The following is a 24,038-nucleotide window of genomic DNA, read 5'->3' as shown; positions in this document are numbered from 1 at the left end:
AAATCCCTATCTTAACAAAAATACGTTACAATAGCATGGTTGATTTGTTATTTTAATTACTGTAAAGGCATGAACATGAACCTATTTACCCTGGCCCAAAACTTAGCCCCACAGCAAACCCAACAAATTCAATGAGTTATGCCATAAATGCTGGGTTACGCTATCGCTAACCCAGCCTACGGGCTTTATCTGGATCGTGTCTGTCCATCCACAATCGCCAATCTGCTTCGTCTGTATAGCGTTCACCTAAAAAAAATCTAATGTGAGTGATACCATTTTCGGACAAAAGATACCTTTCAGGAAATTCATAACGAATTTTATCTTTTATTTCATCGTACACTGTAGTATATTTGAAAAATTTTAGCGTATCATATTTATCAAGGCGTTGTGCCATTTGTTCATCAGAAAGCATGACGTTATAATAAGACATGGCATGGCTAAGACTTGTTAAGCTAAGCACTGCAATAGCAGTCATGATTTTAAAGAGTTTCATACTTTATCTCCCTATTTAGCTATTATATTGCCATCATTATAGATAATATCCCATTGGTATTTATTAAGTGCGATACCTGAGTTATAATCCATAAGATTGTCTGTGGAAAATTTTGCAAATACAAAATGATTTGGTTCCTTATGGTTAAAACTATGTTCTAACCCCAAACTATGTCCCAGCTCATGTACGGTTGTGCGTAATCCTTCATCATTATTGGGGCGGTCATAGGTTAGGCAAAAATTACCCCAATAAGTACAACATCCCAAGGTGCAGTCCATTGGGTTTTTCCTATGGGTTCTGCCTCCCCAAGCGTTATCATGGTGGTATTGTTTTCTTGATATTCTTTGGGATAGTCTGTAAATACAATATGGGTTGTTTGATGAAACTTTTGCTTTCTGTCGGACAGTTCAGGTGTGCTGTTAATGATGTTACGATAGAGATTTCTTGCATCCATCAAGATACTCTGGTTGCCGACATTGACTTGGGGTGGGTATTGGATTAGATAGTTGCTAATCTCTTTATCTAAGTCTAAAGAGTGAATATAATCCATAAACCTGTAAGAACCGCTATCAGCTTGACAACCAAACTAACGATTACTACGACCCATGCCAATCAATCTTATGTGTGAAACTCGTCTAGCCTTTAAATCGTCACGAGCATAGACAACCCCTATTGCTGAAACATAAAAACCATCGATATGGGTAACACTACGCACGACACACTCATCAAGGCAAGTTTGTTTTTCTTTGGCATAGTCTTCTAAATATTTTTGATAAAATCTATCAAACATCTGCTCAGATTTTTGTTTATCATCGGTAGATATTAAGTAAAGTGATGATTTCTTGGCGTTCTCCATCGTAAATATAGGGGGTGTATTTTTCTAGGCTGTCCCTGTCTTGAGAGCCGAAGAATATGTAATCCAAAATAACCAACCTATCGGAACAATCATCAAATACTTTCTCAACCTTTTTTTATTATTCACCAAATCTTGCGCATGATATTTTTCAACACGCTCAAGAAACGCCTGCCTATCTTTAAACAATATTTTACCCTTATAACACTCTGGTGGACCTGCAAATGCCACATTAAAACACAGTGCCATCAGTGGTATGATAAACAGTTTAAAATATTTCATTTGGCTACTCCGATGGACTTAGTTAAATTGATGTCGTTGTGTATTTTAGTCCATTGCTATTTAAAGAGTGAGCATAATCATCGCTCTGACCTCCTTCTAATATCCATCCAATAAATTCCAGTATTGACATCTTTATCATGCCCCTGTAATCTACCGTGAAAATTAATAATAATATCGTCATAAATATATTGGGAGCCAATATAGTACCAATAGTCATAACATTCTTGTTTGGTTTGACTTAAAAAATCACGATATAGTTTATAAAAAATAGCCTCAGCCTCTTTCTCGTTATCGGTAGCAATCTTAATTAAGGTAATAACTCTGTCTTTTTCAAAATCAAATATTAGATGCTCCTCAGGGTCTTTATCATAAAACAATGAAAACTCCTGCGGAATACGACCGCCACTATTTACCACCTTTGAGTGTTCAAAATATCCAAGAAAAAAGTATTGTAGCCCAACACTAAAAGGGATATCAGGTGACACATAATGCTCATCAAAATAATAATTTGAACCGCTTATTAAGCCATATTCAATAAAATTTTTATCATCATATTTTTCAATGCGTTCTACAAGCTCCAAATCAGTTAAAAATATAGGGAGATAACGACCAGCGTAACTTATTTGTGAATAAACACAAAACGCAAAAATACATAATAAATGGGTGAATTTCATAAAGTTACTTCCATTCAAGGTTGTTGTCATTGTTCATAATATCCCAATGGTGTTTAAAAAGAGACCATTGATTGCCTTTGTATGGATTAATATCGCCATTTTCGGTATGTTCATAGTCCATGATATTGTCGGTATAACCCCATGAAAATCTCAATCCTGTCTCATCTCTAAAAGTATGCGACAATCCAAAGCTGTGTCCCAGTTCGTGAATCAGGGTGTGTGTATCACTTTGGTTAAATAGCACACAGACATTTCCCCAATGATTGCATACTCTGTCTGTCTGACAAGCGTTGTAATCATCGGTTACTTCATGCTTTTGAGCAATCCCTGCCAATTGACTATCAAATCCAGCAATGGCATAATCACTAAATATAAGATGTGTATGTTTTTGATAATTTTTGCTATCAGCATATTCTTTTATTCCTGATAGTAATAATCTGTGCAACCCAACCAAGTCTTGCATTAATTGTTTTCCGTCATACTTATAAGCACTGTATTGATTGTTGGCATCTTTTATTTGTGGATATTTTTGTAAAAATTTGTCAATCTTCTGATGATACAGCGATGGTATTTTTTGTGTATCATTGCCAGCATATATCAGTTTGTCTGCCAAATTAACACTGATTGGCTCCAAAGCATCAGCTTGAATAAGTGCCTGTGAAAACAGATGTTTTTGAATGTCAGTCTTATAATTCATCGGGTGTGTGGCAACAGAGATATTTGGTATAGTAACGATAAATGTAGGTTGAATAACCGCCTTTTGAATCTTATTATTTGGATATACACATAGTAAACCAACCTGTTTTTTGGTACTGCCTTTTTGAGCGAATACTTTGATATAGCCTATTTCTTTAAAGGATTGAGTACAGGTTATGGTTATGATAGGGTTTTGGCTTTGGTGGTAGATTAAGGTTCTGCTTTCTTGCTTAGAGCTGTATTTATTACCTTCTTGAATAAGAATGGTATCATCAAAATGGATTTGTTGTTTGGTCATTTGTGATAAAGCTTGACCCAATGATAGTGTAGGTGTGACTACCTGCAATCCTTGACTACACTCAAAAGATAAGGTTATGCCATTATCGGTTAAAGGTTGCGGATTGGTTTCATCTGAATCTATACGCAACTTTAATGAGACTTGACTAACACCGACAGGGCTAGTTGAGACAAATAAAGTTAGCCAAGCAGGGGTATAACTAAGGCTATCCACACCGTTTAGCTCTTTTATAGATTGGCTTTTAAATTTTTGATATTCATCAATCAATCTTTTAGTATCTCCTTGAAATAACTTCTGTTTTTTGCTGTTAACTTCAACCAAAGGATAAATATACTCATCACGGAGCCAATCAAACCCATACCTCCCTTGATAGTTATCATCTCGTCTAAAATGCACAGTAAACTTAGGCAGCTCATCATCGTTAGCTTGGGTGTTGGCTAGATTGTTTTGTAATTTTGCTTGGCGATACTGTGCTTGTGCTTGGCGATATTGGGCAAGTCTATTATCATCAATAATCTCTTTAAAACTTTTCTGAGAATTGATAAGTTTTGGTGGTGGATTGCATTTGCACAGACATAGGTCATCATTTAAGGCAGGCATTGCCCCACCCAAAGAAAAGGACAGTCTTGGACCACTAGGAACGATTTGCCCCATAGACTGACAAGCAGGACACCAGACATCATCGCCGATACAGCTTTGTTTTTTGCCATCTACATCAAAAACAATGGGATTGGTGGTTGTCTGGACGATACCGCCTGCTGTGGTGGTGTCGTTTTCTAGGATGTAGTAACGGGTTAGGGGCATGAGATGTCCTCATGTTGAGTGTGTCTATCAATGGTAAGTTTAAATTCATTATCAACAACGGTCAATGTCATATTTCTAATGGGATTAGGATTGCCGATAGATAAAAGTATCTCATGACTTATCATGGGCAGGATGTGATTGGTGATGATGGCATCAATCATACGACCGCCTGACTCTATTTCTTGACAGCGATTGGTGATGAGGGTGATGACGGCATCATCATGACTTAGTGTGATGTTATGATTGTCCCGCATGCGTTTGATGACTTTGTTTAGTTGCAGGGTGATGATGTGTGACATCATCTCGTGATTGAGTGGGTAGTAGGGAATGTTTTGGATTCTACCCAAAAGTGCCGCCGGAAAAGTCTGCAATAAAGGCTCTCTTAATGCCGTAGCCAGTCCTTCTATATCGGGTTTTAGAAGCTCGTCTTGACATAAAGTTAGGGTAAGCTCTGAGCCGACATTGGTGGTTAGGATGATGATGGTATTTTTGAAGTCAATATAGCGACCCTCGCCATCTTCCATAAATCCTTTATCAAAGACCTGAAAGAAAATCTCGTGAACATCAGGATGAGCCTTTTCTATCTCATCTAGTAGGACAACACTATAAGGACGTCTGCGAACGGCTTCGGTTAGCACGCCACCTTCACCATAGCCGACATATCCTGGAGGGGCACCTTTAAGCGTGGAGACGGTATGAGGTTCTTGGTATTCACTCATGTTGATGGCGATGAGGTTTTGTTCACCGCCATACATGATGTCTGCCAGCGCAAGGGCGGTTTCGGTTTTGCCCACGCCAGAGGGTCCTGTTAGCATAAAGACGCCAATCGGTTTATTGGGATTGTCTAGATTGGCTCTGGCGGTCTGTATGCGTTTGGCTATCATATCAGTTGCATGGGGCTGACCGATGATTCGTTGGTTGAGCGTTTCTGATAAATGAAGGATTTTTTGCACTTCGTCATCCATCATTTTACCAACTGGAATGCCTGTCCATTCAGCAATGATTTGAGCGATGAGATGAGAATCTACCACAGGATGAACCAATGCCTCTTGTTTTTGTATGGTCTGAAGTTTTGTGATAAGTGCTTGTTGCTCTGCTTTGAGGGCATTTATTTCCTCTGGTTTATCATCATCCGATGAGGCTATGGATGCTCTGATTACATGAAGTGCCTCGACAAGTTGTTTTTGGTCTTGATATTGTGCATTGATAGCATCCAACTCTGACTGTATGGCTTGGATTTGTTGCTGTTTTTGTGCAATGACATCGCCATCGGTTAGGTAGCCTGATTCTTGTTGTTTTTGAAGCTGGTGAATCTGCTGTTCGATGGATTTTATGCTTTCTTCTTTGGTGGTGATAGACAGAGGGGTGCTGTTTAAGCTGACGGCAACCCTAGCACAAGCGGTATCAAGAATGCTAATAGCTTTGTCTGGCAATTGTCGTGCAGGAATATAGCGAGCTGAGAGTTTGACAGCAGTTTGCACGGCATCGTCTAAGATGAGTACCTGATGATGGGATTCTAGTCTGTCCACCAAGCCCCTTAGCATATCGGTTGCCACTTCTTGGTTGGGTTCTGGCACTTGAATGACTTGAAATCTTCGGGTCAGTGCAGGGTCTTTTTCAAAATATTTTTTGTATTCTGACCATGTGGTTGCACCAATGGTGCGAAGCTCGCCTCTTGCCAAAGCGGGTTTTAAAAGATTGGCGGCATCGCCTGTACCTGCAGCACCGCCAGCACCCACTAATGTATGAATCTCGTCAATGAATAAGATGATAGGCTTGGGACTTTGGTGGACTTCTTTGATAACTGCTTTTAGGCGATTTTCAAACTCACCAGAGACACTTGCTCCTGCCTTGAGTGCACCGATATCAAGTAAGATGATTTCAACTTCTCTTAGGTGGTTTGGCACATCGCCTTGAGCAATTTTTAGAGCAAGACCTTCAACGACAGCAGTCTTTCCTACACCAGCCTCACCAGTCAATAATGGGTTGTTTTGCTTTTTGCGAGAGAGTATATCCACCATTTGGCGGATTTCGTTATCCCTGCCTGTAACGGGGTCTAACTTCTCTTGTCGTGCCTGCTCGGTAAGATTGGTACCAAAACGTGCCAAGGCGGATTGCCCCGTTGGGTCATTGGGTGACAAGGAGACTTCCTGAGCTGTGGGTTTTTCAATGGAATGTTGGCATATTTGGTCGTAGTCGTCATACAGCTTTTGAGTATTGATTTTGCCAAATTCGGAACTGATTCTAAGAAGTTGGTGTTTAAACTGGTTGGATTCTAACAGTGTGTAAATAAGATGACCTGTGGTGATGCGTGTTTGATTAAACTTTAAAGAGGTATACAGCCATGATTCTTCGATGAGTGCCATGATGTCGTCAGAGAAGTCACTGACCTGTTCATAGCCTGTTTTTAGGGTTGTTAAGTGGTTTGCAATGTCGCTTATTAGATAGTCATGATTTAGTTCAAAATGACCCTCTATGAATCGTAAATCCGTATCGTCCATTTGTAATATTTGATATATCCAATGGGAGAGTTCAACATACCTATTTTCACGCAACTTGGCAAACATAAAAGCACTTTCAAGGCTCTTATATAGTGATGTATTTAGTTTGGCAAATAAAGCAGAGCGGTTGATTTGAGACATATCGGTTCCTTGTTTGGTGGCTTAAAAGTAATATCATAACAAAATATCTCACCAAAAGTCCACAACCAAATCATAATTATGGTGGAAGCAAATGATGGATGTTTGGTGTCATTGAACTTCTGCCAGTACAGAGGATGTTCCATCATCATTTAAAGAATAGATAGAGTGTATATTGCTTGACGATTACATCTTTCTATAGGATGATAATGAGTATTAATGCCTCTTAAAGAAAAATATTTCCCATCATGCTCTAAAAAAACAGAGATATACCCATCAACAACAAGCTCTAACTGCCCCAAATATCTTTTATACAGTTCGTCTAATATTTCTTGGGATTTTTGATGGTCTTGAACAACCAAGTTGATGGTTTCTATCATTGCCATTTTGTCATCATCGGATAAAGTATGCGTTCTTTTCTTATCTTTTTCTGTTTCATGACGCATATAATATTGTAAATAGTGAACCATGCCATGGCTTCTACCGATATAAAGATAGCTGTTTAATTCATTAAACTGCATAATGTGATCTTTACCTTCTTTTACGACCCAACGACTTAGATCGTCTGTATGTTTATCCAAAGATACTTCAAAACGGGTCAAGAATTCATCAAAAGACATCAGTTTAACTTTTCTGTCATGGGGTATGCCAATATACGAGGGCGGGGGAAGATAATTGTATTTTACCTGCCATTCTGGTTTGCAATATGTCTTACCGTAATAATCTGCTGACTCATAAGGCGGTGCTGAAAAAGCAGTTGTGTGGATAAAGGCAAATAAAGTAGCGATAAAATATTTCATCATAACTCCTTGGTCTTGGGAATGGTTAGACTTCTGTCGGCACGGAGGATGTTCCATTGCCATTTAAACAGAGAATTCATTTTGCCAGAAAATTCATTAACTGTTTGGTGTTGTGAAGGCTTGTCTTCTAACTCAGAATCTTTGATTTCTGTGATTCTCCCCTCATAATCCATCACATTATCTGTATATCCTTGATAAAACTGATATGTGGGAAAGCGGTTTAGGATGGCTTTGGCGCGGTTCTCGTCCAGATGTCCTTTGCTGGCTTTGAGTTCATCTAATTCTGGTGGCTTGTCAAAGGTATGGGGCAGACCAAAGCTGTGTCCAAGCTCGTGAAATATCGCATAAATATCATTTTGTGCGACAGCATAGATGATGGCGGTATTGCCACCGACATAATCGGCTCGATTTAATAACTTGTCGTTAGGAATACCTGCAAAACAACCACAAGAGATTTCATCTTCTGTAAAGGGGCGTGGTGTTACAACACCGCCAATGGCACCAGTAACACTGCTATCTGAATGAATATAATCTGTCACTGGGGGTGGTATTTTTCCTGTCTCGTCAGGTTTGCAGGTTGGCACTACTGCATTCATAGTAACAGGCTTGACATCGGTAAATATGAGATGGGTAGTTTTATTTTGATTGCTCTCCGTCCAGTGGCCATAGATGGCACTGCTTTGTAGTGCTTTACTGGGATACAGTTGCTCAAATAACTGCCGAACATCCAAGTCAAAATTTGACCTATTTTGCCGATCTATAGGAGTGTTATTAAAAGCCAACAGATTTGGGTAGCTATTTGTTCTGGTTTTTCTACATTCGTATTTTTTTAAAAACTCTTCTATCTCTCTTTGATGGTGGCGTGTGTGTATTTTTTCATGAAGCCTCATGTTAAAAACCTTACTCTCAAAGGTTAGATTGATAAGTGCCTGACCAAAGGCTTCTGATCTTAGTCTATCCTGATATCTAAGCTCTGGCATGGCGTAGCTGTTTGGTATCATGGCAAATTGCACTATTGAATGTGTGCGGCGGGTATCTCATGATTGGGATAGATGAGTAGAACACCAACATCTCGGCTGTGATTATTATGTTTGGCGGTTACCAAGATATGGCGAACCTTATCACTGGGGGTTTTGACCTTGATGGTAAGCTGTTTGGTTGGGTCGGCATAGTATTTAATGGAGGTGTCTTTGCCCAAAGGACGGGTGAGTTGACCTTTTTCCAAAAATATCTCCAGTGGCACCTTTAGAATGTTCTTGTCTCTAGACTTGTCTCTAAAATAAATCTCAACACCATCATCACTGGGGGTAAATATCAGTACCGTGCCATCTTTGGCAAGTGGTCTATCCATGTCTACTGCCTCTTGGTCTATCTGCAGGTAGAGTTTAGCATAGGTGTGTGTTACGCCTTCGGGCTTATGCTTCTCAGCAAATACTGCCAGCCATGATGGGATATATTCATCGACACCGCAGGTCTTAATCCTACTTAAAACCTCGACAGGCTGTGGGTCATCAAACCAAAGATGGGTATATTCTTTTTTAAGTTTGTCAATATCACCTCTGTATAAGCGTGTGGGCTCATTGTTATTTTCTAGGACAGAGACGATGTCATGGATGTACTCATCTCGAAGCCAGTCAAAACCAAAGTTTTGCACTTGCTCGCTCACAGAACCCCAAGGGTCATCAACAAGAGGTCTGCGAAAATGTACCAAAAATTTTCGAGGGACACCAGAGATGACCACCTTGCAAGTCGGAGCATCTGTCGCTGTGCTGGCGGTGGTGGTTTTATATTCGTTTTGAGGCATAATAACTCCTTAAATATCTAGATGAATTTCGATATCCTCTTGGGAGTCTGTATAAAACACTTGTGTCTTGCCCTTGTCGTCAGTAACCCCCTCGAATAGCTCGCCCGTTACTTTATTGTGGGCAGTATAAGCAGTATGAGCATATGGCACATTATCATCATTGGTAAAGTGAAAACGCAACGTGTAGAGCTTAGGTAAGAAGGGCAAGTTGGGCATGGGTACCTGCTCACCCTCCAGAAGCTTTGTTATCTCTGCTTTGACTTTGAAAATCTTCGGTGTGGTAATGAATACACCATGTTCATTTATTTTAATTTCTGAACCTGCTACCATGACTAGTCCTCATTGATAGAGTGATTGATGTGATAATATCTTACAATATTACTTAAAATTACCTTTATTAGCAAATAATTTTTACAAAAAAACAAACCATAAATGCTTGTTATGGCTTGTTTTTAAGGGTTGAAGTTATCTAGGCGACTTTGGTGGCTGACATTGCCAAGGTTGGGGTCGCGAGTTCGAATCTCGTTTCCCGCTCCAAATTTTAAAAAGTCCAAATCGAAAGGTTTGGGCTTTTTGTTGTTCAAATTTGTATTGAAAAACTGTAAAATCCCTTGATAAATGATAAAATTATCAATAAAACCAATATATTTATTTTCTAAATTTATAAATTATTTTTATCAATTTGTCTAAAAATTCATCATATTTGGGGCGAAACCCACAAATTTTCCTGTAAAATTGGCATAATTTTACATTGACGGTGGTTTAAATTATAAAGAGTTGTGTTATAATTAGCAAGATATGGCAAATTCGTTTGAATGCTGTCATAAATCTGTCTGTGAAATTAAGACAATCCGAGCGAAAATTTCCATACCTAAATTCATAGGTTAATAAGAGGACATATCCATGGCCAAAGCCAAATTCGAACGTAACAAACCACACGTAAACGTTGGTACCATCGGTCACGTTGACCACGGTAAAACTACCCTAACTGCTGCTATCGCAACTGTTGCTGCTAAGCACCACGGTGGTGAAGCAAAAGACTACGCTGCCATTGACTCAGCGCCTGAAGAAAAAGCTCGTGGTATTACCATTAATACCTCTCACATCGAGTACGACACTGCTAACCGTCACTATGCACACGTAGACTGCCCCGGTCACGCCGACTATGTTAAAAACATGATTACTGGTGCTGCTCAAATGGACGGTGCTATCCTAGTTGTTGCTGCCACCGACGGTCCTATGCCACAAACTCGTGAGCACATCCTTCTATCTCGTCAGGTTGGCGTACCTTACATCATGGTATTCATGAACAAGTGCGACCTAGTAGATGACGAAGAACTACTAGAACTGGTAGAAATGGAAGTACGTGAACTTCTGTCTGACTACGACTTCCCAGGTGATGACACCCCAATCATCAAAGGTTCTGCTCTTCTAGGTCTAAACGGTGACGCTGGTCAATACGGCGAGCCTGCCATCCTAGAACTACTAGACACCCTAGACAGCTACATCCCTGAGCCTGAGCGTGACATCGATAAAGCATTCCTAATGCCAATCGAAGACGTATTCTCAATCTCTGGTCGTGGTACTGTGGTAACTGGTCGTGTTGAATCTGGTATCATCAAAGTAGGCGATGAAGTTGAAATCGTTGGTATCAAAGACACTGCCAAGACTACCTGTACTGGTGTTGAGATGTTCCGTAAGCTACTAGACGAAGGTCGTGCAGGTGAAAACTGTGGTATCCTTCTACGTGGTACTAAGCGTGAAGAAGTTCAACGTGGCCAAGTACTTGCTAAGCCCGGTTCAATCACCCCTCACACCCAATTTGATGCAGAAGTATACGTACTGTCAAAAGAAGAAGGTGGTCGTCACACCCCATTCCTAAATGGCTATCGTCCACAGTTCTACTTCCGTACCACTGACGTAACTGGTGCCATTACTCTACAAGAAGGTACTGAAATGGTTATGCCTGGTGACAACGTTGAGATGAGTGTTGAGCTTATCCACCCAATCGCTATGGACAAAGGTCTACGCTTCGCCATCCGTGAAGGTGGTCGTACCGTAGGTGCTGGTGTTGTTGCTAACGTTAAGAACTAATCTAACAAGATTGGCTTAAGAGTAAACAAGACTAATAGTCAAAACCAAACCCCCTGCCAGAGATGGTGGGGGGTTTGGGTTTTTGGGGAGTTGGGTTTGGAAAAAAGGAAAAAAGGGGGTGTTTTCAGAGCTACCACCAAAGCAGATATCACAGCGACTGCCAAATTTGCTATAATACACGCCTTACCTAACGATTTGGGGTAGGGCTTTTTTGTGGCAATCCTTGCCATTGTAATATTAACCAGATACTAAGGAACTAATATGTGCGGTATCGTTGGGGCAATTCGTGCCCATGCCAATGTGGTGGATTTTTTAACAGATGGGCTAAAACGCCTAGAATATCGTGGCTATGATTCGTCAGGCATTGCGGTATACAGTGAGAGCGAACAAAAGATTAAACGAGTTCGTCGTGTGGGGCGTGTCGCTCTGATGGAAGAAGCGGTTAAACAAAAAGGACTGACGGGTCATATTGGCATCGGACATACCCGCTGGGCGACCCATGGCGGTGTGACCGAGCCAAATGCTCATCCACATATCTCAGGCGGGCTCATCTCGGTGGTGCATAATGGCATTATTGAAAACTTTGAAGCCGAACGTATCCGTTTAGAAGCGTTGGGTTATGAATTTGAATCGCAAACGGACACCGAAGTCATCGCTCACAGCGTCCACCATGAATACGAAAATAACGGCAAGGATTTGTACCGTGCAGTGCAAACAGCGTGCAGTCGTTTTCATGGAGCGTTTGTGATTGCCGTGATATGCCATGATGACCCTGCTCACATGGTGGTGGCTCGCATGGGCTGTCCGCTCCTCGTGGCATTTGGTGATGAGGAAGTATTTATCGCATCCGATGTGTCGGCAGTCATTGCCTTTACTCGTAAAGTCACTTATTTAGAAGATGGCGACATTGCTTTGTTGTCTGCTAACGGCATTGACATGCTCCTTGACAAAAATGGCGACAAAACCGAGCGTGCGGTAAAAACTTCCGAGCTATCATTGGCAAGTTTAGAGCTTGGTGGGTATAGCCACTTTATGCAAAAAGAGATTTATGAACAGCCAAAAGCGGTGGCGGATACAGCAGAGATTTTCCTAGATGGCGGTTTTGTGCCAGAGAATTTTGGCGAGCATGCCCCAGAGATTTTCTCAAAAATTAAAAGTATTAAAATCCTAGCGTGTGGTACGTCTTATTATTCGGCACTTACGGGTAAATATTGGCTAGAATCCATCGCTCGTATTCGCACCGATGTGGAGATTGCCAGTGAATACCGTTACCGTGATGTCATCGCTGACCCTGATGAGCTCATCATCACGATTAGTCAGTCGGGAGAGACGCTAGACACAATGGAGGCGTTAAAATACGCCCAAGCCCAAGGGTATGAGTGCAGCCTGTCTATCTGTAATGTATTAGAATCTGCCCTGCCCCGAGCCAGTACGCTCGCCATCTATACCCGAGCAGGGGCAGAGATTGGTGTGGCAAGCACCAAAGCCTTTACTACTCAGCTTGTGATTTTATTTGGGCTGGCAGTGACACTGGGCAAACTTCGTGGACATGTGTCTGATGATGAACTGACTTGCTATGCTGATGATTTACGTCAGCTACCGGGGAGTGTACAGCACGCCCTAAACTTAGAGCCACAGCTTGCGGTATGGGCAAAAGAGTTCGCCACCAAGCCGTCTGCGTTATATTTGGGTCGTGGCATTCATTATCCGATTGCCTTAGAAGGGGCGTTAAAACTAAAAGAGCTGACCTATATCCATGCCGAGGCTTATCCTGCGGGCGAGTTAAAGCACGGTCCTTTGGCACTCGTTGATGAGAACATGCCCGTGGTGGTCATCGCTCCGAACGATAAACTGCTTGATAAGGTCAAAGCCAATATGCAAGAAGTCGGAGCTAGGGGCGGAGAATTGTTTGTCTTGTCTGACCTTGACAGCGACTTTGCCGAAACAGACGGCGTACATATCATTCGCACACCACGTCATATCGGGGTGTTATCGCCCATTGTTCATACCATTGCCGTGCAACTGCTCTCCTATCATGTTGCTTTGGTGCGTGGTACGGACGTGGATAAACCCCGTAACCTTGCCAAATCAGTTACGGTGGAATAACCCTTGATTTTTGTTTGGCTTTTTATTATAATGAGCCGTTTTATGTGTCCGTGTGGCTCGGACGTGGATTGAGCTTTTCAATCTGATGATGATATGATATGCGACCTTTGAGCCATGTAGAAAGGTATGAGCCTATGTCATTTATTGGAGTATTCCATGAGTAACAAACATCCCCTAGTTCAACAAATTGAACAATCACAGCTAAAAGACCACCCTTCATTCGCCCCTGGTGATACTGTTGTGGTTAAAGTTCGTGTCCAAGAAGGCGACAAAGAGCGTCTGCAAGCCTTTGAAGGCGTGGTTATCGCTAAGCGTAACCGTGGTCTAAATTCATCTTTCACCGTACGTAAGATTTCAAGCGGTGTGGGTGTTGAGCGTGCATTCCAACTACACTCACCAATCATCGGTGGTATCGAAGTTAAGCGTCGTGGTGATGTTCGCCGTGCCAAACTTTACTACCTACGTGAGCGTTCTGGTAAGTCTGCCCGTATCAAAGAAAAATTGGGTGCCAGAAAAGACGCTTAATGTCTTATCTGATTTATCCAATCAAAACCCTGCTGACATGGCAGGGTTTTTTATGGTTTGGCTTTATGCTCATTTCTTTAAAACATGCCAATGGGCGTGGAAAGCACATCCTTTAATGGCGTTATTTTTATCACGCACAACAAAAAACACTCAACCGAAGTTGAGTGTTTTTAAATATGGTGGCGTGGGGCAGGATCGAACTGCCGACACACGGATTTTCAATCCGTTGCTCTCCCGACTGAGCTACCGCGCCATGTTTAGCTTTATTGGCTAAGTGGTGCGTATTATATATGATTTTAAAAACTTTGCAAGCACTTTTTGCATATTTTTTGAAAAATTTTTAAAAACCCATGATTTTTACCCAAAATCCTTGCGTTTTGGGGTATGATAGCGTTTTTTGACGTGGGGGCGGACATGAGTAAATTGCAAACCAATGATTTAAACAGCGTACAAGAGTTTACAAAAAATCAGCTAATGGCGGATTTTGATGTGTTATTTGACACCGTTAATCTACCAAACCCACTAAATGAAGCGTCTCGTTATGCCATTTCCAACGGGGGTAAACGGGTGCGTCCTTTGCTTGTACTGGCGACTTTTTTGGCAGTTGGGGGGCGTGTGGATACGCCTGCCTTTGGGGCGGTACGCCGTGCCATGCTTGCCATAGAGTGTGTGCATGGCTACTCGCTTGTGCATGATGATTTGCCGTCTATGGACGATGATGAGTTACGCCGTGGTAAGCCAACTTGTCATGTGGTCTATGGCGAAGGGGTGGCGGTGCTGACAGGCGATGTGTTGCAGTCGCTTGCCTTTGATGTGCTAGGCGGAGAGTATGAGCTTGGGGCGGTTGGGAATGATGTCGTGGCAAGGCTACTTGTCATACTCGCCCCCAATGCTCGGCGTATGGTGGCAGGGCAACAGGCGGATTTAAACGGTGAGCAAAAACAGCTTAACCAACATGAGCTAGCAGCCATTCACAAGGAAAAAACAGGGGCGTTAATCGTGGCAAGCGTCCTGATGGGGGCGGCGTGTGGCGGTGCGTCTGATGAACGCATGGTAAGTCTTGGCGAATATGCACGGCTTATCGGGCTTGCCTATCAGGTGCAGGACGATGTGCTGGATGTGGTGGCGGACACCCAAACGCTAGGAAAAATGGCAGGCAGTGATGAAAAACTGGATAAATCTACCTACGTTAAACTGCTTGGTGTGGACAATGCCCGTGCCTATGCTGATGAACTGTTTAATAAGGCAAGAAAACTAGTGTCGGATTTGGGTGATGATAATCTACTTTTGCAAATGGTGGATTGGCTACAAAAAAGGGATTATTAAACAGAGTTTTGATGTTTGGAAAAATGTCAAATTTTTACTTTTGCGATTTAAATTAATAACTTTTTCAAGCCTGCCCCGCTAATTTCCCCATTGCCTTTGGTACGCCCAATCCGCTATGACCTTTTTGCCAAACAAAATCGGCATGCATGGCGGTTAGGGCGTGGTTGATGTTGTTATAAAGTGCTTTATCAATATTTATATCAACCAATGACAAATGCCAGTGAAAATGCGTGAGCGTGTGTTTAATAGTTTTGGCGTTATTGATAGGGATGTTTGGCAGATTATCCAAAATTTGACGCTCGGCAAGGCTTGGGCTTTGGGTATGGGTAAAATGTTCGTGCATGGTTTTGGCATGATATAAATCATGGGGTAAATCGCCTTGTTTGTCATTTATCATCAGCATGGGCAGGGCAAACAGCCCGTCCCAAATGCCTGTGCCTATGTTGCTTTGGCGTTTTATCCATAACAGTTTGTCATCATATATCAGGGCAAGCACGAGCGAATGGCGGTGGGGCTTGTCCGCCTTTTTGGTTTTGACAGGATAAGCGGTGGGGTTGCCGTTCTTATGGGCGGTGCAGTCGTCTGATAGTGGGCAAGAGACGCAAGCAGGGCGAGTGCGAGTACAGACAGTCGCCCCCAAATCCATCATTGCTTGGGCGAACTTACCGCTCTCATGTGTGGGCGTGAGTGTATCAGCAAGCTCCCACAGCACCTTGTCGGTGGCGGATTTGGTGATGTCGCCGTCTATGCCTGCCCAGCGTGTCAGCACCCGTTTGACGTTGCCATCACATATCACGCCACGCCCACGCACGCCCATCGCCACAATCGCCCCTGCGGTGGAGCGTCCCACGCCACGCACGTTTTGCCATTCGTCTATCGTTTGTGGGAAATGCCCATGCGTGGCGATATAATCCGCCACTTGCTTTGCCCCTTGATGTAGATTTCTTGCCCGAGCATAGTAGCCAAGCCCTGCCCATAGGCTTGCCACATCGTCCCAGTCGGCATTCGCCAAGTCTTGTACGGTGGGGAATGTATCCATAAACCGCCCAAAATAGCCCAACACAGTGGCGACTTGGGTTTGTTGAAGCATGATTTCGGACAGCCAAACGGCATAAATGTCAGACGTGTCGGCATGATGATATTGCCAAGGTAAGTCATGGCGACCGTGCGTGGCAAACCAAGCAAGCAGGCGTGGGGCGAAAGTGGCGTGGTTCATGGGTGGGGATAAATAAGTTCAAGATAACAAGAAACGTGATTATGGGGATGATTTGCCAATTTTCCATGGGCAAAGATGTGTTTGGGATAAATATAATAAACCCAATCTTTGCCATAGTGTCAGAGATTGAAAGCCTAGCAATCCCGATAACCCTACCGCTCGCACCAAAAATCGGGTATAATGGCACGCATTTTAAGTAGCTAATACCATGTCCTATCTCTACTCATCAGGCACTCGCCCATTCCATCTGTGGGGGCTTGCCTTGGTACTGTTGTCCTGCCACAGTGCTTATGCCAATAACACCGCCGTTGCCTATGGCGATAACGTGGCGACGGCTTATGCTGACGACCGCAATCACGCCCATAACCACAACGCTCATAATACCAATAGTTTAAACACCGCCACCGCTTATGCCACGGCTCATGACGGGGGTTATGTGGTGGAACAGTCCACGGGTTTGACGACATCAGATGAGCCTGTTGGGGTTTTTGTGGGACAGCAGACGACAGCGAACACCGCCCAGAGTCTTGCCAGTTGTCCTGAGCATTTTTATGCCAATACCGCCCCGCAGTTGGTTGGCACCAAAGGACAAAAATTGGCTCGCAAAAATTACGAGCTGTGCTTTGATGGCTTTGCTGTGCTGTATTCAGGCATCTCACGCACGCCCATCTACTCTGCCGAGTATCTGACCCGTGAACGCATTCATCAGGCACGTTCACTGGCTCGCAAAGACAGCTTTCATGAAGAGTCACGCCTGCCTACAAACGTGAGAGCAACGCTCAATGACTATCGCCGTTCGGGCTATGACAGGGGGCATTTATCGCCCAATGGCGACATGGCGAATCTCTCACAGCAGTTTGATAGTTTTAGCCTAGCCAACATCGCCCCCCAAAACAACGCTCATAATCGTGGCGTATGGCAAGACATCGAAAAAAACACACGAAACTTGACGGTCAAATATGGCGAGCTGTATGTCGTGACAGGCGTGGTGTTCCAAGGTCGTCAAATCGCCCAGATCGGCGATGGCGTACTGGTGCCGAGCCACTTTTTTAAGGTGGTTTATGTCCCCAGTATCAACCGTGCAGGTGTGTACTATACGCCCAACAACGAAGCAGGCGTGGTCGAGCATATCAGTCTTGCCGAGCTCTCCGAACGAACGGGCATCAGTGCCATGCCGTCGCTGTCGCCACAGGTGCAGTCATCGGCTTTTAATTTACCCCCTTTGTCTGAGAGTGTGGACAGCGTGGATAAAGGGGGCGATACAGAAGGTTGGCTTGCGATTTTGGTGTTGTTGGTGGAATTTGTGATGAGTTTATTAAAATAAGGTGGAGCGATGAATGTCTTTGACAATGACAGCGAAGTCCTACAAATTGGGGCTTTGACCATAGAAAATGGTACGGACAGTGTCATCATCAGTGGCGATGTAGAAATTACCAAAACGCAGGCGGGCAAGGCACAAGCACAGGCATCGCTCGACTTTGCACAGGCACTTTGTGGGGCGTTTGATGAGTTAGGTGGTCAAGATTTGCCTGCCACTGCTGACAAAGACCCATCCAAAGTGGTCATGGTAGATAACCCTTTTGAGTAGACATACCCTAGGCAGAAACATTTTTACCAAGCAATTACAAAAAGGCAGATGGCTTACAAAATTAATGTTTGCAATTTAAAAAATCCTTGTTTATAATGGGTAAACAGTTGTCAGTACGAGTACTGACTGGCTTGAATTAATTAGATTTTTGCAAACAGGAGTAAGTCATGAAATTGAACAAACTACTTGCCATCGGTCTGGGTGTTGCAGTATCTGCCAGTGCATTTGCCAATGATGATGCCATCGTGGGCAACTGGAAAATGAGCGAAAAAGGCGAAGCCAAAGCCATCATCAACATCAGCAAGTCAGGCAGTGGTTATCAAGCTGTGATGACCAAAGGCTTGACCGAAAAAGCCAAAAAGCGTGAAGGCACTACCGTCATCAGAGACATCAAAGCCCAAGGCGGTGGCAAATACGCAGGTAAAGGCAAACACCCAACCCTGCCCATCTCAGGTACTGCCAACATCACGCTAAATGGCAATAACATCACCATCAAAAGTAAAGCAGGCACTCAAACAGGTGTCAGACAGTAAGTCCAAGACTGGTTTAAACGGTCAAACACACAAAACCCCACTTCGGTGGGGTTTTCTTATAGGGCATTCTCGTCCGTCTCTCCCGTGCGAATGCGAATGACTTGCTCTAATGGCATAACAAAAATCTTGCCATCGCCAATCTTACCTGTATTGGCGGTGTCAATAATAGCACCAATGACGCCATCAACCATGTCATCAGCACAGGCGATTTCTAGTTTGACTTTTGGTAAAAAATCCACCACATATTCCGCCCCACGATACATCTCGGTATGTCCTTTTTGGCGACCAAAGCCCTTGACTTCGGTGATGGTAATGCCGTTTACGCCAATGTCCGACAAGGCTTCACGGACATCGTCCAGTTTAAAGGGTTTGATAATGGCGGTAACAAGTTTCATAAAAATCCTTATTGGCAAGTAGCTTTTGTCATTATATGATAATTTTGGCAAAAATCCAACAACGCCCACGCCAATTCTGATAGAATAATGATTATTTGACATTTAAAAAGGCATACTCATGGCAAATTATACAGTCATTGGCTTGGGCGGTTCTGGGCTGTCTGCGGTTCAATTTTTGGTACATCAAGGACATACGGTTGCCGTTACGGACGGTAATTTTCCTCCATTGGCGGACAAATTGCCAAGCGGTGTGGCGACTTATTTTGGCGGTATCAATGCCGATATTTTACTTGCTTCGGACAAAGTCGTCATCAGCCCTGGCATCGACCCCACCACGCCTGCCATAGCCCAAGCCATCGAGCAGGGTGTAAGTGTGGTCAGCGATGTACAAGTGTTTATTGAAAATCTAAAAAAGCGAGATACGGACAACGGCACGCACACGCCGATTGTCGCCATTACAGGCTCAAATGCCAAATCTACCGTAACCACGCTGGTCGGACTCATGGCAGAAAAGTCAGGCAAAACCGTGGGTGTGGGCGGTAATATCGGCACACCTGCCCTTGATTTATTAAACATTGACGGCATGGACATGGCGGTGCTTGAACTGTCGAGTTTTCAGCTTGAAATGATGAGTGAGCTTGGGGCAGACGTGGCGACCATTTTGAATTTATCTGCCGACCACTTGGACAGACATGGCGATATGGCAGGGTATCTTGCCCAAAAATTACGCATTTTTGATAATGCCAAAAATGCGGTGGTGTGGCTGGATGACAAAGAACTTGCCCGTGCCTGTATCGCTCATTTGCCCAAACACGCCCAAATGATAAGCACATCAGGGGAGATTGGCGAAGGCTTTTCGGCGGATTTTTGTCTAAAAGGCGAGCGTGATGACAATAGTGAGAATGGCGAAACCATTTGGCTGTGTCATAATGGCGAAAAGCTCATCTCATCTGATGAAATCTTGATTAAAGGCAAGCATAATCTACTTAACGCCTTGTCCGCCTTAGCCTTGGGCAGTGCCGTGGGGCTTGACATGAGTGCCATGCTTGATGTGCTACGGACGTTTAAGGGCTTGCCACACCGCTGTGAATATGTGGCGGACGTGAATGGTAAGGTGTATTTTAACGACTCAAAAGGCACCAACATCGGAGCGACACTCTCCGCCATTGATGGACTTGGGGCGGTGTATGGGGAGCAGTCGCTTGCCTTGATTTTGGGCGGTCAAGGCAAGGGGCAGGATTTTGCCGAGCTTATCCCTTTTGCTAAGCAGTTTGCCGACAGCATTTATCTTATCGGACAAGACGCCGATTTGATACAAAAAACGTTGGCAAACAGCCCTGATTTGGCAAGTAAAATGACACAGGCAGGCAGTCTTGACAAAGCGGTGGAGCTTGCCAGTCAAAGCTCTGCCAAAGTCGTGCTACTGTCGCCAGCATGTGCAAGCCTAGACCAATTTAAAAGCTATAATGAGCGTGGCGAGCGGTTTGTGGCATGTGTCAAAGCGTTGGCGTGATTGGGTTTTTATAAATTGACTTTAATCTTGGCTTATATCAAGTGAGAATACACCTGCCAATTTGATGTTTGTTGCAGGCTTTATAGTGCGTGCGCTTCCCGTCATGGTTTGACAGGCTCACCACGAACGGAAGCCGTCACACTTTTCCATTTTGTAGAGTGTATAAGGCGTGCACAGCACGCCCCTACGCCAGACATTATTTGAATTTGTGGTATATTTTTACCTTATAATTTAGACAACACCAAACCCTACCCAAATCCTACGCAATTTTTGCCCAAGCCTTTCTAATCTCCCCAAATTTTTGCCAAATAATCAAGCATTTAGCAGGGATTTGGTTTATAATATAGCCCCCAAATTTTCCCAAGCATTGCCCTGTCATGAGTTTTTTTAACATCCCCACGACGATAGCCACATCGCCCTATGTACCGTCTGCTCGGACGGTGTTGATGACGAGCCTGTTTTTGTTGCTGTCCATGAGTCTTTTGATGATGGCGTCAGCGTCAGTGCCGTTTGCGATGACCAAAGGCTTGTCGCCCATGACTTTCTTTTATTCACAGGCGACTTATATTGTTATCGGTTTGTTGGCGGGCATGGTGGTGTATCGCTTTCCTTTGAAGTGGTATTTTGAAATTGGGCTGTTGGTGTTGGCATGGCTCGTGGCACTGTTACTGTTGATAGTGACGCTAATAACAGGGACGGTCATTAATGGCTCACAGCGATGGCTTGACTTTGGGGTGTTTAATTTTCAGACGTCTGAATTTGTCAAACTGCTGATGGTGTTGGTCATTGCTGACTATGTGGTCAGACGGTCGGCAGAAGTGCGGGGCAGTCTGATTGCAGGGTGGCGACTGACGGTGTGGTATTTGCCGATGATTGCCCTGATTTTGTGGCAACCTGACTACGGTTCGGTGGCGGTGATTATCGCCACAGCGAGCATTATTTTGTTTGTCAGTGGGGTGCCATTACCGCATTATGTGGCGTTGGTGTCGGCGGTGTTCGTGCCTGCACTGGTTTATGGACTGCTGTCGTCGGATTATCGTAAAGAGCGACTCATGTCGTTTTGGGAGCCGTTTGATGACGTGCAGGACACCGATTATCAGCTATCTCGCAGTCTGATAGCCTTTGGGCGGGGGGAGTTTGATGGGGTGGGTTATGGCAACAGCGTGCAAAAATTATCGCACCTGCCCGAAGCTCATACCGACTTTATCCTAGCCATCACAGGCGAAGAATTGGGTTTTTTGGGAGTGGCGTTTGTGTTACTGCTTGAAGTGCTGATTGTGGCGGCGATTATGAGAATCAGCCATACCGCCCTAAAACGTCGCCAACTGCGTCTTAGCTACATGGTATTTGGCTTTGGCGTGGTGATTTTTGGGCAAGTGCTGATTAATGCAGGCATGAACATGGGGCTTATGCCGACCAAAGGCTTGACCTTGCCATTTTATAGCTTTGGCGGTTCGTCCATGCTGATGGCACTTATCATGATTGCCATGATTTTAAAGGCGGACAAAGAAAGCGAGCGAATTTATCTGGAAAATAAAAACAGAGAGTATTAAAAGGGTTGGGGTGTTTAAACCGCCCCCAATGTTGCCCCTTGTAACACGCCATTATCCCAATGACGAGTCGCCCACATGAGTATCGTGTCGGGCGTCTCTTTTTGTAGTTCTGTTGGCGGATTTTGCCCGAGCAAGGTTAAAGCGGTAAAGAGTAAATCGCTCACTTTATCAGGCGTGGTGGTGTCTATCGGTGTGGCAAGGTTTTGTTTGGAGAGTTTTTGTCCGTCATGATTGACAAGTAGGGGCAGATGATAAAAATAGTGAGGCGTGGGCAGGAGACATGCTTTGGCGATACAGAGCTGGGCGACCGTCATCGGCATGATGTCAAGCCCCCGCATGACGTGCGTTATTCCTTGCAAGCCGTCATCAATGGTGCAGGCGAGTATGTAGTTTATCATGCCGTTTTGGCGTTTGACGACCACGTCGCCAAGACTTTTGGCAGGGTTGTCCCATATCACGCCTTGTATGCCGTCAAAAAAGGCGGTCAGCACGTCAGGCAGGCACAGACGGATTTTGTTGTCGCTTAGGTTTTTGTGCAGGCATAATCGGGGGTAAATCGGGGCAAGGTGTAAGTCTTTGATATTCACGTCATAAAAACTCACCGCAGGTATGGATAGGGCGGACAAGTCCTTGCGAGAGCAGGTGCAGTGATAAGTGATATTTGACAGATAATTAAGATATTCATCATAAATATCCGTGCGTTTGGACTGAAATAGGATTTCGCCGTCCGAGTATAGTCCTAAATTTTCCAAATCAGTCAAGATAGACGTGGCATAATCAGGCTTACACCGCTCAAAATCCACGTCTTCAATCCGCACAAGCCAGCGACCGCCCAATGATTTGATATGACAATAACTTGCCAAAGCGGTACACAGCGACCCCAAATGCAACGCCCCAGTCGGGGACGGGGCAAAGCGACCGATAGTGGGGCGTGGGTTCATGGCAGACTCAGTGTCCGTGATTTTGTTTTTCTTTCATCTCGGACATGGTTTTGCAGTCAATGCACTGCGTGGCGGTGGGGCGTGCTTCTAGGCGTTTTAGCCCAATCTCCGTGCCACACGTCTCACAAAACCCATAATCGCCTGTCTCAATCTCGGCTAGCGATTTATCAATCTTACGCACCAGTTTACGTTCACGGTCTCGGGTGCGTAGAGCTAGGGCAAACTCTTCTTCTTGGGTGGCACGGTCATTGATGTCCGCCATTGCCCCTGTCTCTTCGTTAATGTAATCCTTAGTGCGTTCGGCTTCGGCGAGCAGTTCGGTTTTCCAATTTACCAAAATCGCACGAAAATGCTCTAACTGAGCGTCCGACATATATTCTTCGTCTTTGGCAGGGGTGTAGGGGGTGAAAGTGGCGTTTGCCATGCGTTTATCCTTTAAAAACGGTCAATTTGACCAAGCATGAAAAAATTAACACTCAAAAAATTGCGTCCTAAATGGGGATATGTTTGGATTTTTCAAGTGGGGCGTGTTGAATGTTGGTATTTGCAATGAAAAATGAGAAAAATCGCACGTTTTTCAAGGAAAAAGTGAAGTTTGATAGTCGTTCTATCAAACGAGCTTTTGACGATGAAAAACACCCGACCACTTAATCCGTAAAATCCAAGACCATCTTTAATCTTATAAGATTAAGTGGTTGGGTAGCCATTTTTCATGCAAAAATTGATTAAATCATCAAATTTTTATCAAATTCAATAAAATGTTATCAATGTTCAACACGCCCCAAATCCATAAAAAATTTAAGTATTAGGGCATAGGGGCGAATCATATTCGCCCAAAAATCAACACGTTATTATAGAGCAAATGTGATTTGCCCCTACAAGTCTATCTAAAAGTATGGTCAATT

Annotated in this window: 24 protein-coding genes and 1 tRNA gene; 9 read left to right on the top strand and 16 right to left on the bottom strand. The window is 43.9% G+C overall.

Annotated features, from left to right (window positions below; genetic code table 11):
• Positions 1-166: 166 nt before the first annotated feature.
• The 11 genes from DX073_RS08570 to DX073_RS14095 all read right to left on the bottom strand — a co-directional run bounded on the left by DX073_RS08570 (position 167) and on the right by DX073_RS14095 (position 9,559).
• Entirely contained in the window at positions 167-493 is a 327-nt protein-coding gene (locus DX073_RS08570) for a hypothetical protein (protein ID WP_115007436.1), read from the bottom strand.
• 229 nt (positions 494-722) lie between these two features.
• The gene (locus DX073_RS08560) at positions 723-1,043 is read right to left on the bottom strand and encodes a hypothetical protein (protein WP_115007434.1); all 321 of its coding nucleotides are present in this window, start codon (positions 1,041-1,043) and stop codon (positions 723-725) included.
• Positions 1,044-1,079: 36 nt separating this feature from the next.
• Positions 1,080-1,349 carry a hypothetical protein gene (locus DX073_RS08555; RefSeq protein WP_115007432.1) on the bottom strand — a complete coding sequence of 90 codons (270 nt, stop codon included), beginning with the start codon at positions 1,347-1,349 and terminating at the stop codon, positions 1,080-1,082.
• A 24-nt stretch (positions 1,350-1,373) separates the two neighbouring features.
• Positions 1,374-1,628 carry a hypothetical protein gene (locus DX073_RS08550; protein WP_115007430.1) on the bottom strand — a complete coding sequence of 85 codons (255 nt, stop codon included), beginning with the start codon at positions 1,626-1,628 and terminating at the stop codon, positions 1,374-1,376.
• Positions 1,629-1,705: 77 nt separating this feature from the next.
• Entirely contained in the window at positions 1,706-2,302 is a 597-nt protein-coding gene (locus DX073_RS08545) for a hypothetical protein (RefSeq protein ID WP_115007428.1), read from the bottom strand.
• Between the two features lie 4 nt (positions 2,303-2,306).
• Complete coding sequence (locus DX073_RS08540) at positions 2,307-4,100, bottom strand: zinc-dependent metalloprotease family protein (protein WP_115007426.1); 1,794 nt, start codon at positions 4,098-4,100, stop codon at positions 2,307-2,309.
• Positions 4,091-6,742: a type VI secretion system ATPase TssH gene (gene tssH / locus DX073_RS08535; RefSeq protein WP_115007424.1), complete on the bottom strand. Its 2,652-nt coding sequence runs from the start codon at positions 6,740-6,742 to the stop codon at positions 4,091-4,093. The genes DX073_RS08540 and tssH overlap by 10 nt, the downstream gene beginning before the upstream one ends.
• A 149-nt stretch (positions 6,743-6,891) precedes the next feature.
• Positions 6,892-7,539: a hypothetical protein gene (locus DX073_RS08530; protein WP_115007421.1), complete on the bottom strand. Its 648-nt coding sequence runs from the start codon at positions 7,537-7,539 to the stop codon at positions 6,892-6,894.
• Positions 7,539-8,540, bottom strand: a complete 1,002-nt coding sequence (locus DX073_RS08525) for a zinc metalloprotease (protein ID WP_147279706.1) — start codon at positions 8,538-8,540, stop codon at positions 7,539-7,541. The genes DX073_RS08530 and DX073_RS08525 overlap by 1 nt, the downstream gene beginning before the upstream one ends.
• A gap of 11 nt (positions 8,541-8,551) precedes the next feature.
• Positions 8,552-9,343, bottom strand: coding sequence for a hypothetical protein (locus DX073_RS08520; RefSeq protein ID WP_115007410.1), 792 nt, complete (start codon positions 9,341-9,343; stop codon positions 8,552-8,554).
• A gap of 9 nt (positions 9,344-9,352) precedes the next feature.
• Entirely contained in the window at positions 9,353-9,559 is a 207-nt protein-coding gene (locus tag DX073_RS14095; RefSeq protein WP_147279705.1) for a hypothetical protein, read from the bottom strand.
• A 687-nt stretch (positions 9,560-10,246) separates the two neighbouring features.
• Between DX073_RS14095 and tuf the strand changes: the two genes are divergently transcribed.
• From tuf to rplS, 3 genes are all read left to right on the top strand, one after another.
• Entirely contained in the window at positions 10,247-11,437 is a 1,191-nt protein-coding gene (gene tuf / locus DX073_RS08510; protein WP_115007405.1) for an elongation factor Tu, read from the top strand.
• Positions 11,438-11,698: 261 nt separating this feature from the next.
• The gene (gene glmS / locus DX073_RS08505; protein ID WP_115007403.1) at positions 11,699-13,543 is read left to right on the top strand and encodes a glutamine--fructose-6-phosphate transaminase (isomerizing); all 1,845 of its coding nucleotides are present in this window, start codon (positions 11,699-11,701) and stop codon (positions 13,541-13,543) included.
• Between the two features lie 156 nt (positions 13,544-13,699).
• A complete protein-coding gene (rplS, locus tag DX073_RS08500; RefSeq protein ID WP_115007401.1) occupies positions 13,700-14,068 on the top strand; it encodes a 50S ribosomal protein L19 in 369 nt (122 codons plus the stop codon).
• A 177-nt stretch (positions 14,069-14,245) separates the two neighbouring features.
• Here the strand turns inward: rplS and DX073_RS08495 are convergent.
• Positions 14,246-14,321: transfer RNA gene (locus tag DX073_RS08495), tRNA-Phe, on the bottom strand.
• Between the two features lie 131 nt (positions 14,322-14,452).
• On the opposite strand from DX073_RS08495, the gene DX073_RS08490 reads away from it, so the two are divergent.
• The gene (locus DX073_RS08490; RefSeq protein WP_115007399.1) at positions 14,453-15,394 is read left to right on the top strand and encodes a polyprenyl synthetase family protein; all 942 of its coding nucleotides are present in this window, start codon (positions 14,453-14,455) and stop codon (positions 15,392-15,394) included.
• A gap of 64 nt (positions 15,395-15,458) precedes the next feature.
• Here DX073_RS08490 and mutY read toward each other — a convergent pair whose 3' ends face one another.
• Positions 15,459-16,610, bottom strand: coding sequence for an A/G-specific adenine glycosylase (gene mutY, locus DX073_RS08485; RefSeq protein WP_115007397.1), 1,152 nt, complete (start codon positions 16,608-16,610; stop codon positions 15,459-15,461).
• A gap of 208 nt (positions 16,611-16,818) precedes the next feature.
• On the opposite strand from mutY, the gene DX073_RS08475 reads away from it, so the two are divergent.
• The 3 genes from DX073_RS08475 (at position 16,819) to DX073_RS08465 (ending at position 18,731) form a co-directional block, all read left to right on the top strand.
• Positions 16,819-17,934, top strand: a complete 1,116-nt coding sequence (locus DX073_RS08475) for a DNA/RNA non-specific endonuclease (protein WP_115007393.1) — start codon at positions 16,819-16,821, stop codon at positions 17,932-17,934.
• 9 nt (positions 17,935-17,943) lie between these two features.
• Positions 17,944-18,198, top strand: a complete 255-nt coding sequence (locus tag DX073_RS08470) for a hypothetical protein (RefSeq protein WP_115007390.1) — start codon at positions 17,944-17,946, stop codon at positions 18,196-18,198.
• A gap of 167 nt (positions 18,199-18,365) precedes the next feature.
• Positions 18,366-18,731 (top strand): DUF2147 domain-containing protein, encoded by a 366-nt coding sequence (locus tag DX073_RS08465; protein WP_115007388.1) that lies wholly within the window; start codon positions 18,366-18,368, stop codon positions 18,729-18,731.
• Between the two features lie 56 nt (positions 18,732-18,787).
• Here DX073_RS08465 and glnK read toward each other — a convergent pair whose 3' ends face one another.
• Positions 18,788-19,126 carry a P-II family nitrogen regulator gene (gene glnK, locus DX073_RS08460; protein ID WP_115007386.1) on the bottom strand — a complete coding sequence of 113 codons (339 nt, stop codon included), beginning with the start codon at positions 19,124-19,126 and terminating at the stop codon, positions 18,788-18,790.
• 118 nt (positions 19,127-19,244) lie between these two features.
• On the opposite strand from glnK, the gene murD reads away from it, so the two are divergent.
• Both murD and DX073_RS08450 read left to right on the top strand, forming a co-directional pair.
• The gene (gene murD / locus DX073_RS08455; RefSeq protein ID WP_115007384.1) at positions 19,245-20,639 is read left to right on the top strand and encodes a UDP-N-acetylmuramoyl-L-alanine--D-glutamate ligase; all 1,395 of its coding nucleotides are present in this window, start codon (positions 19,245-19,247) and stop codon (positions 20,637-20,639) included.
• A gap of 377 nt (positions 20,640-21,016) precedes the next feature.
• The gene (locus tag DX073_RS08450; RefSeq protein ID WP_115007382.1) at positions 21,017-22,192 is read left to right on the top strand and encodes an FtsW/RodA/SpoVE family cell cycle protein; all 1,176 of its coding nucleotides are present in this window, start codon (positions 21,017-21,019) and stop codon (positions 22,190-22,192) included.
• Positions 22,193-22,206: 14 nt separating this feature from the next.
• Here the strand turns inward: DX073_RS08450 and gluQRS are convergent, their stop codons facing one another.
• Complete coding sequence (gene gluQRS / locus DX073_RS08445; RefSeq protein WP_115007380.1) at positions 22,207-23,133, bottom strand: tRNA glutamyl-Q(34) synthetase GluQRS; 927 nt, start codon at positions 23,131-23,133, stop codon at positions 22,207-22,209.
• 7 nt (positions 23,134-23,140) lie between these two features.
• Complete coding sequence (dksA, locus tag DX073_RS08440; protein WP_115007378.1) at positions 23,141-23,557, bottom strand: RNA polymerase-binding protein DksA; 417 nt, start codon at positions 23,555-23,557, stop codon at positions 23,141-23,143.
• Between the last annotated feature and the right edge of the window lie 481 nt (positions 23,558-24,038).

Source organism: Moraxella lacunata, from assembly GCF_900453205.1.
GTDB classification, from domain to species: Bacteria; Pseudomonadota; Gammaproteobacteria; order Pseudomonadales; family Moraxellaceae; genus Moraxella; species Moraxella lacunata_B.
The sequence above is the reverse complement of the archived record's forward strand: the minus strand, read 5'-3'. Positions and strand labels throughout refer to the sequence as shown.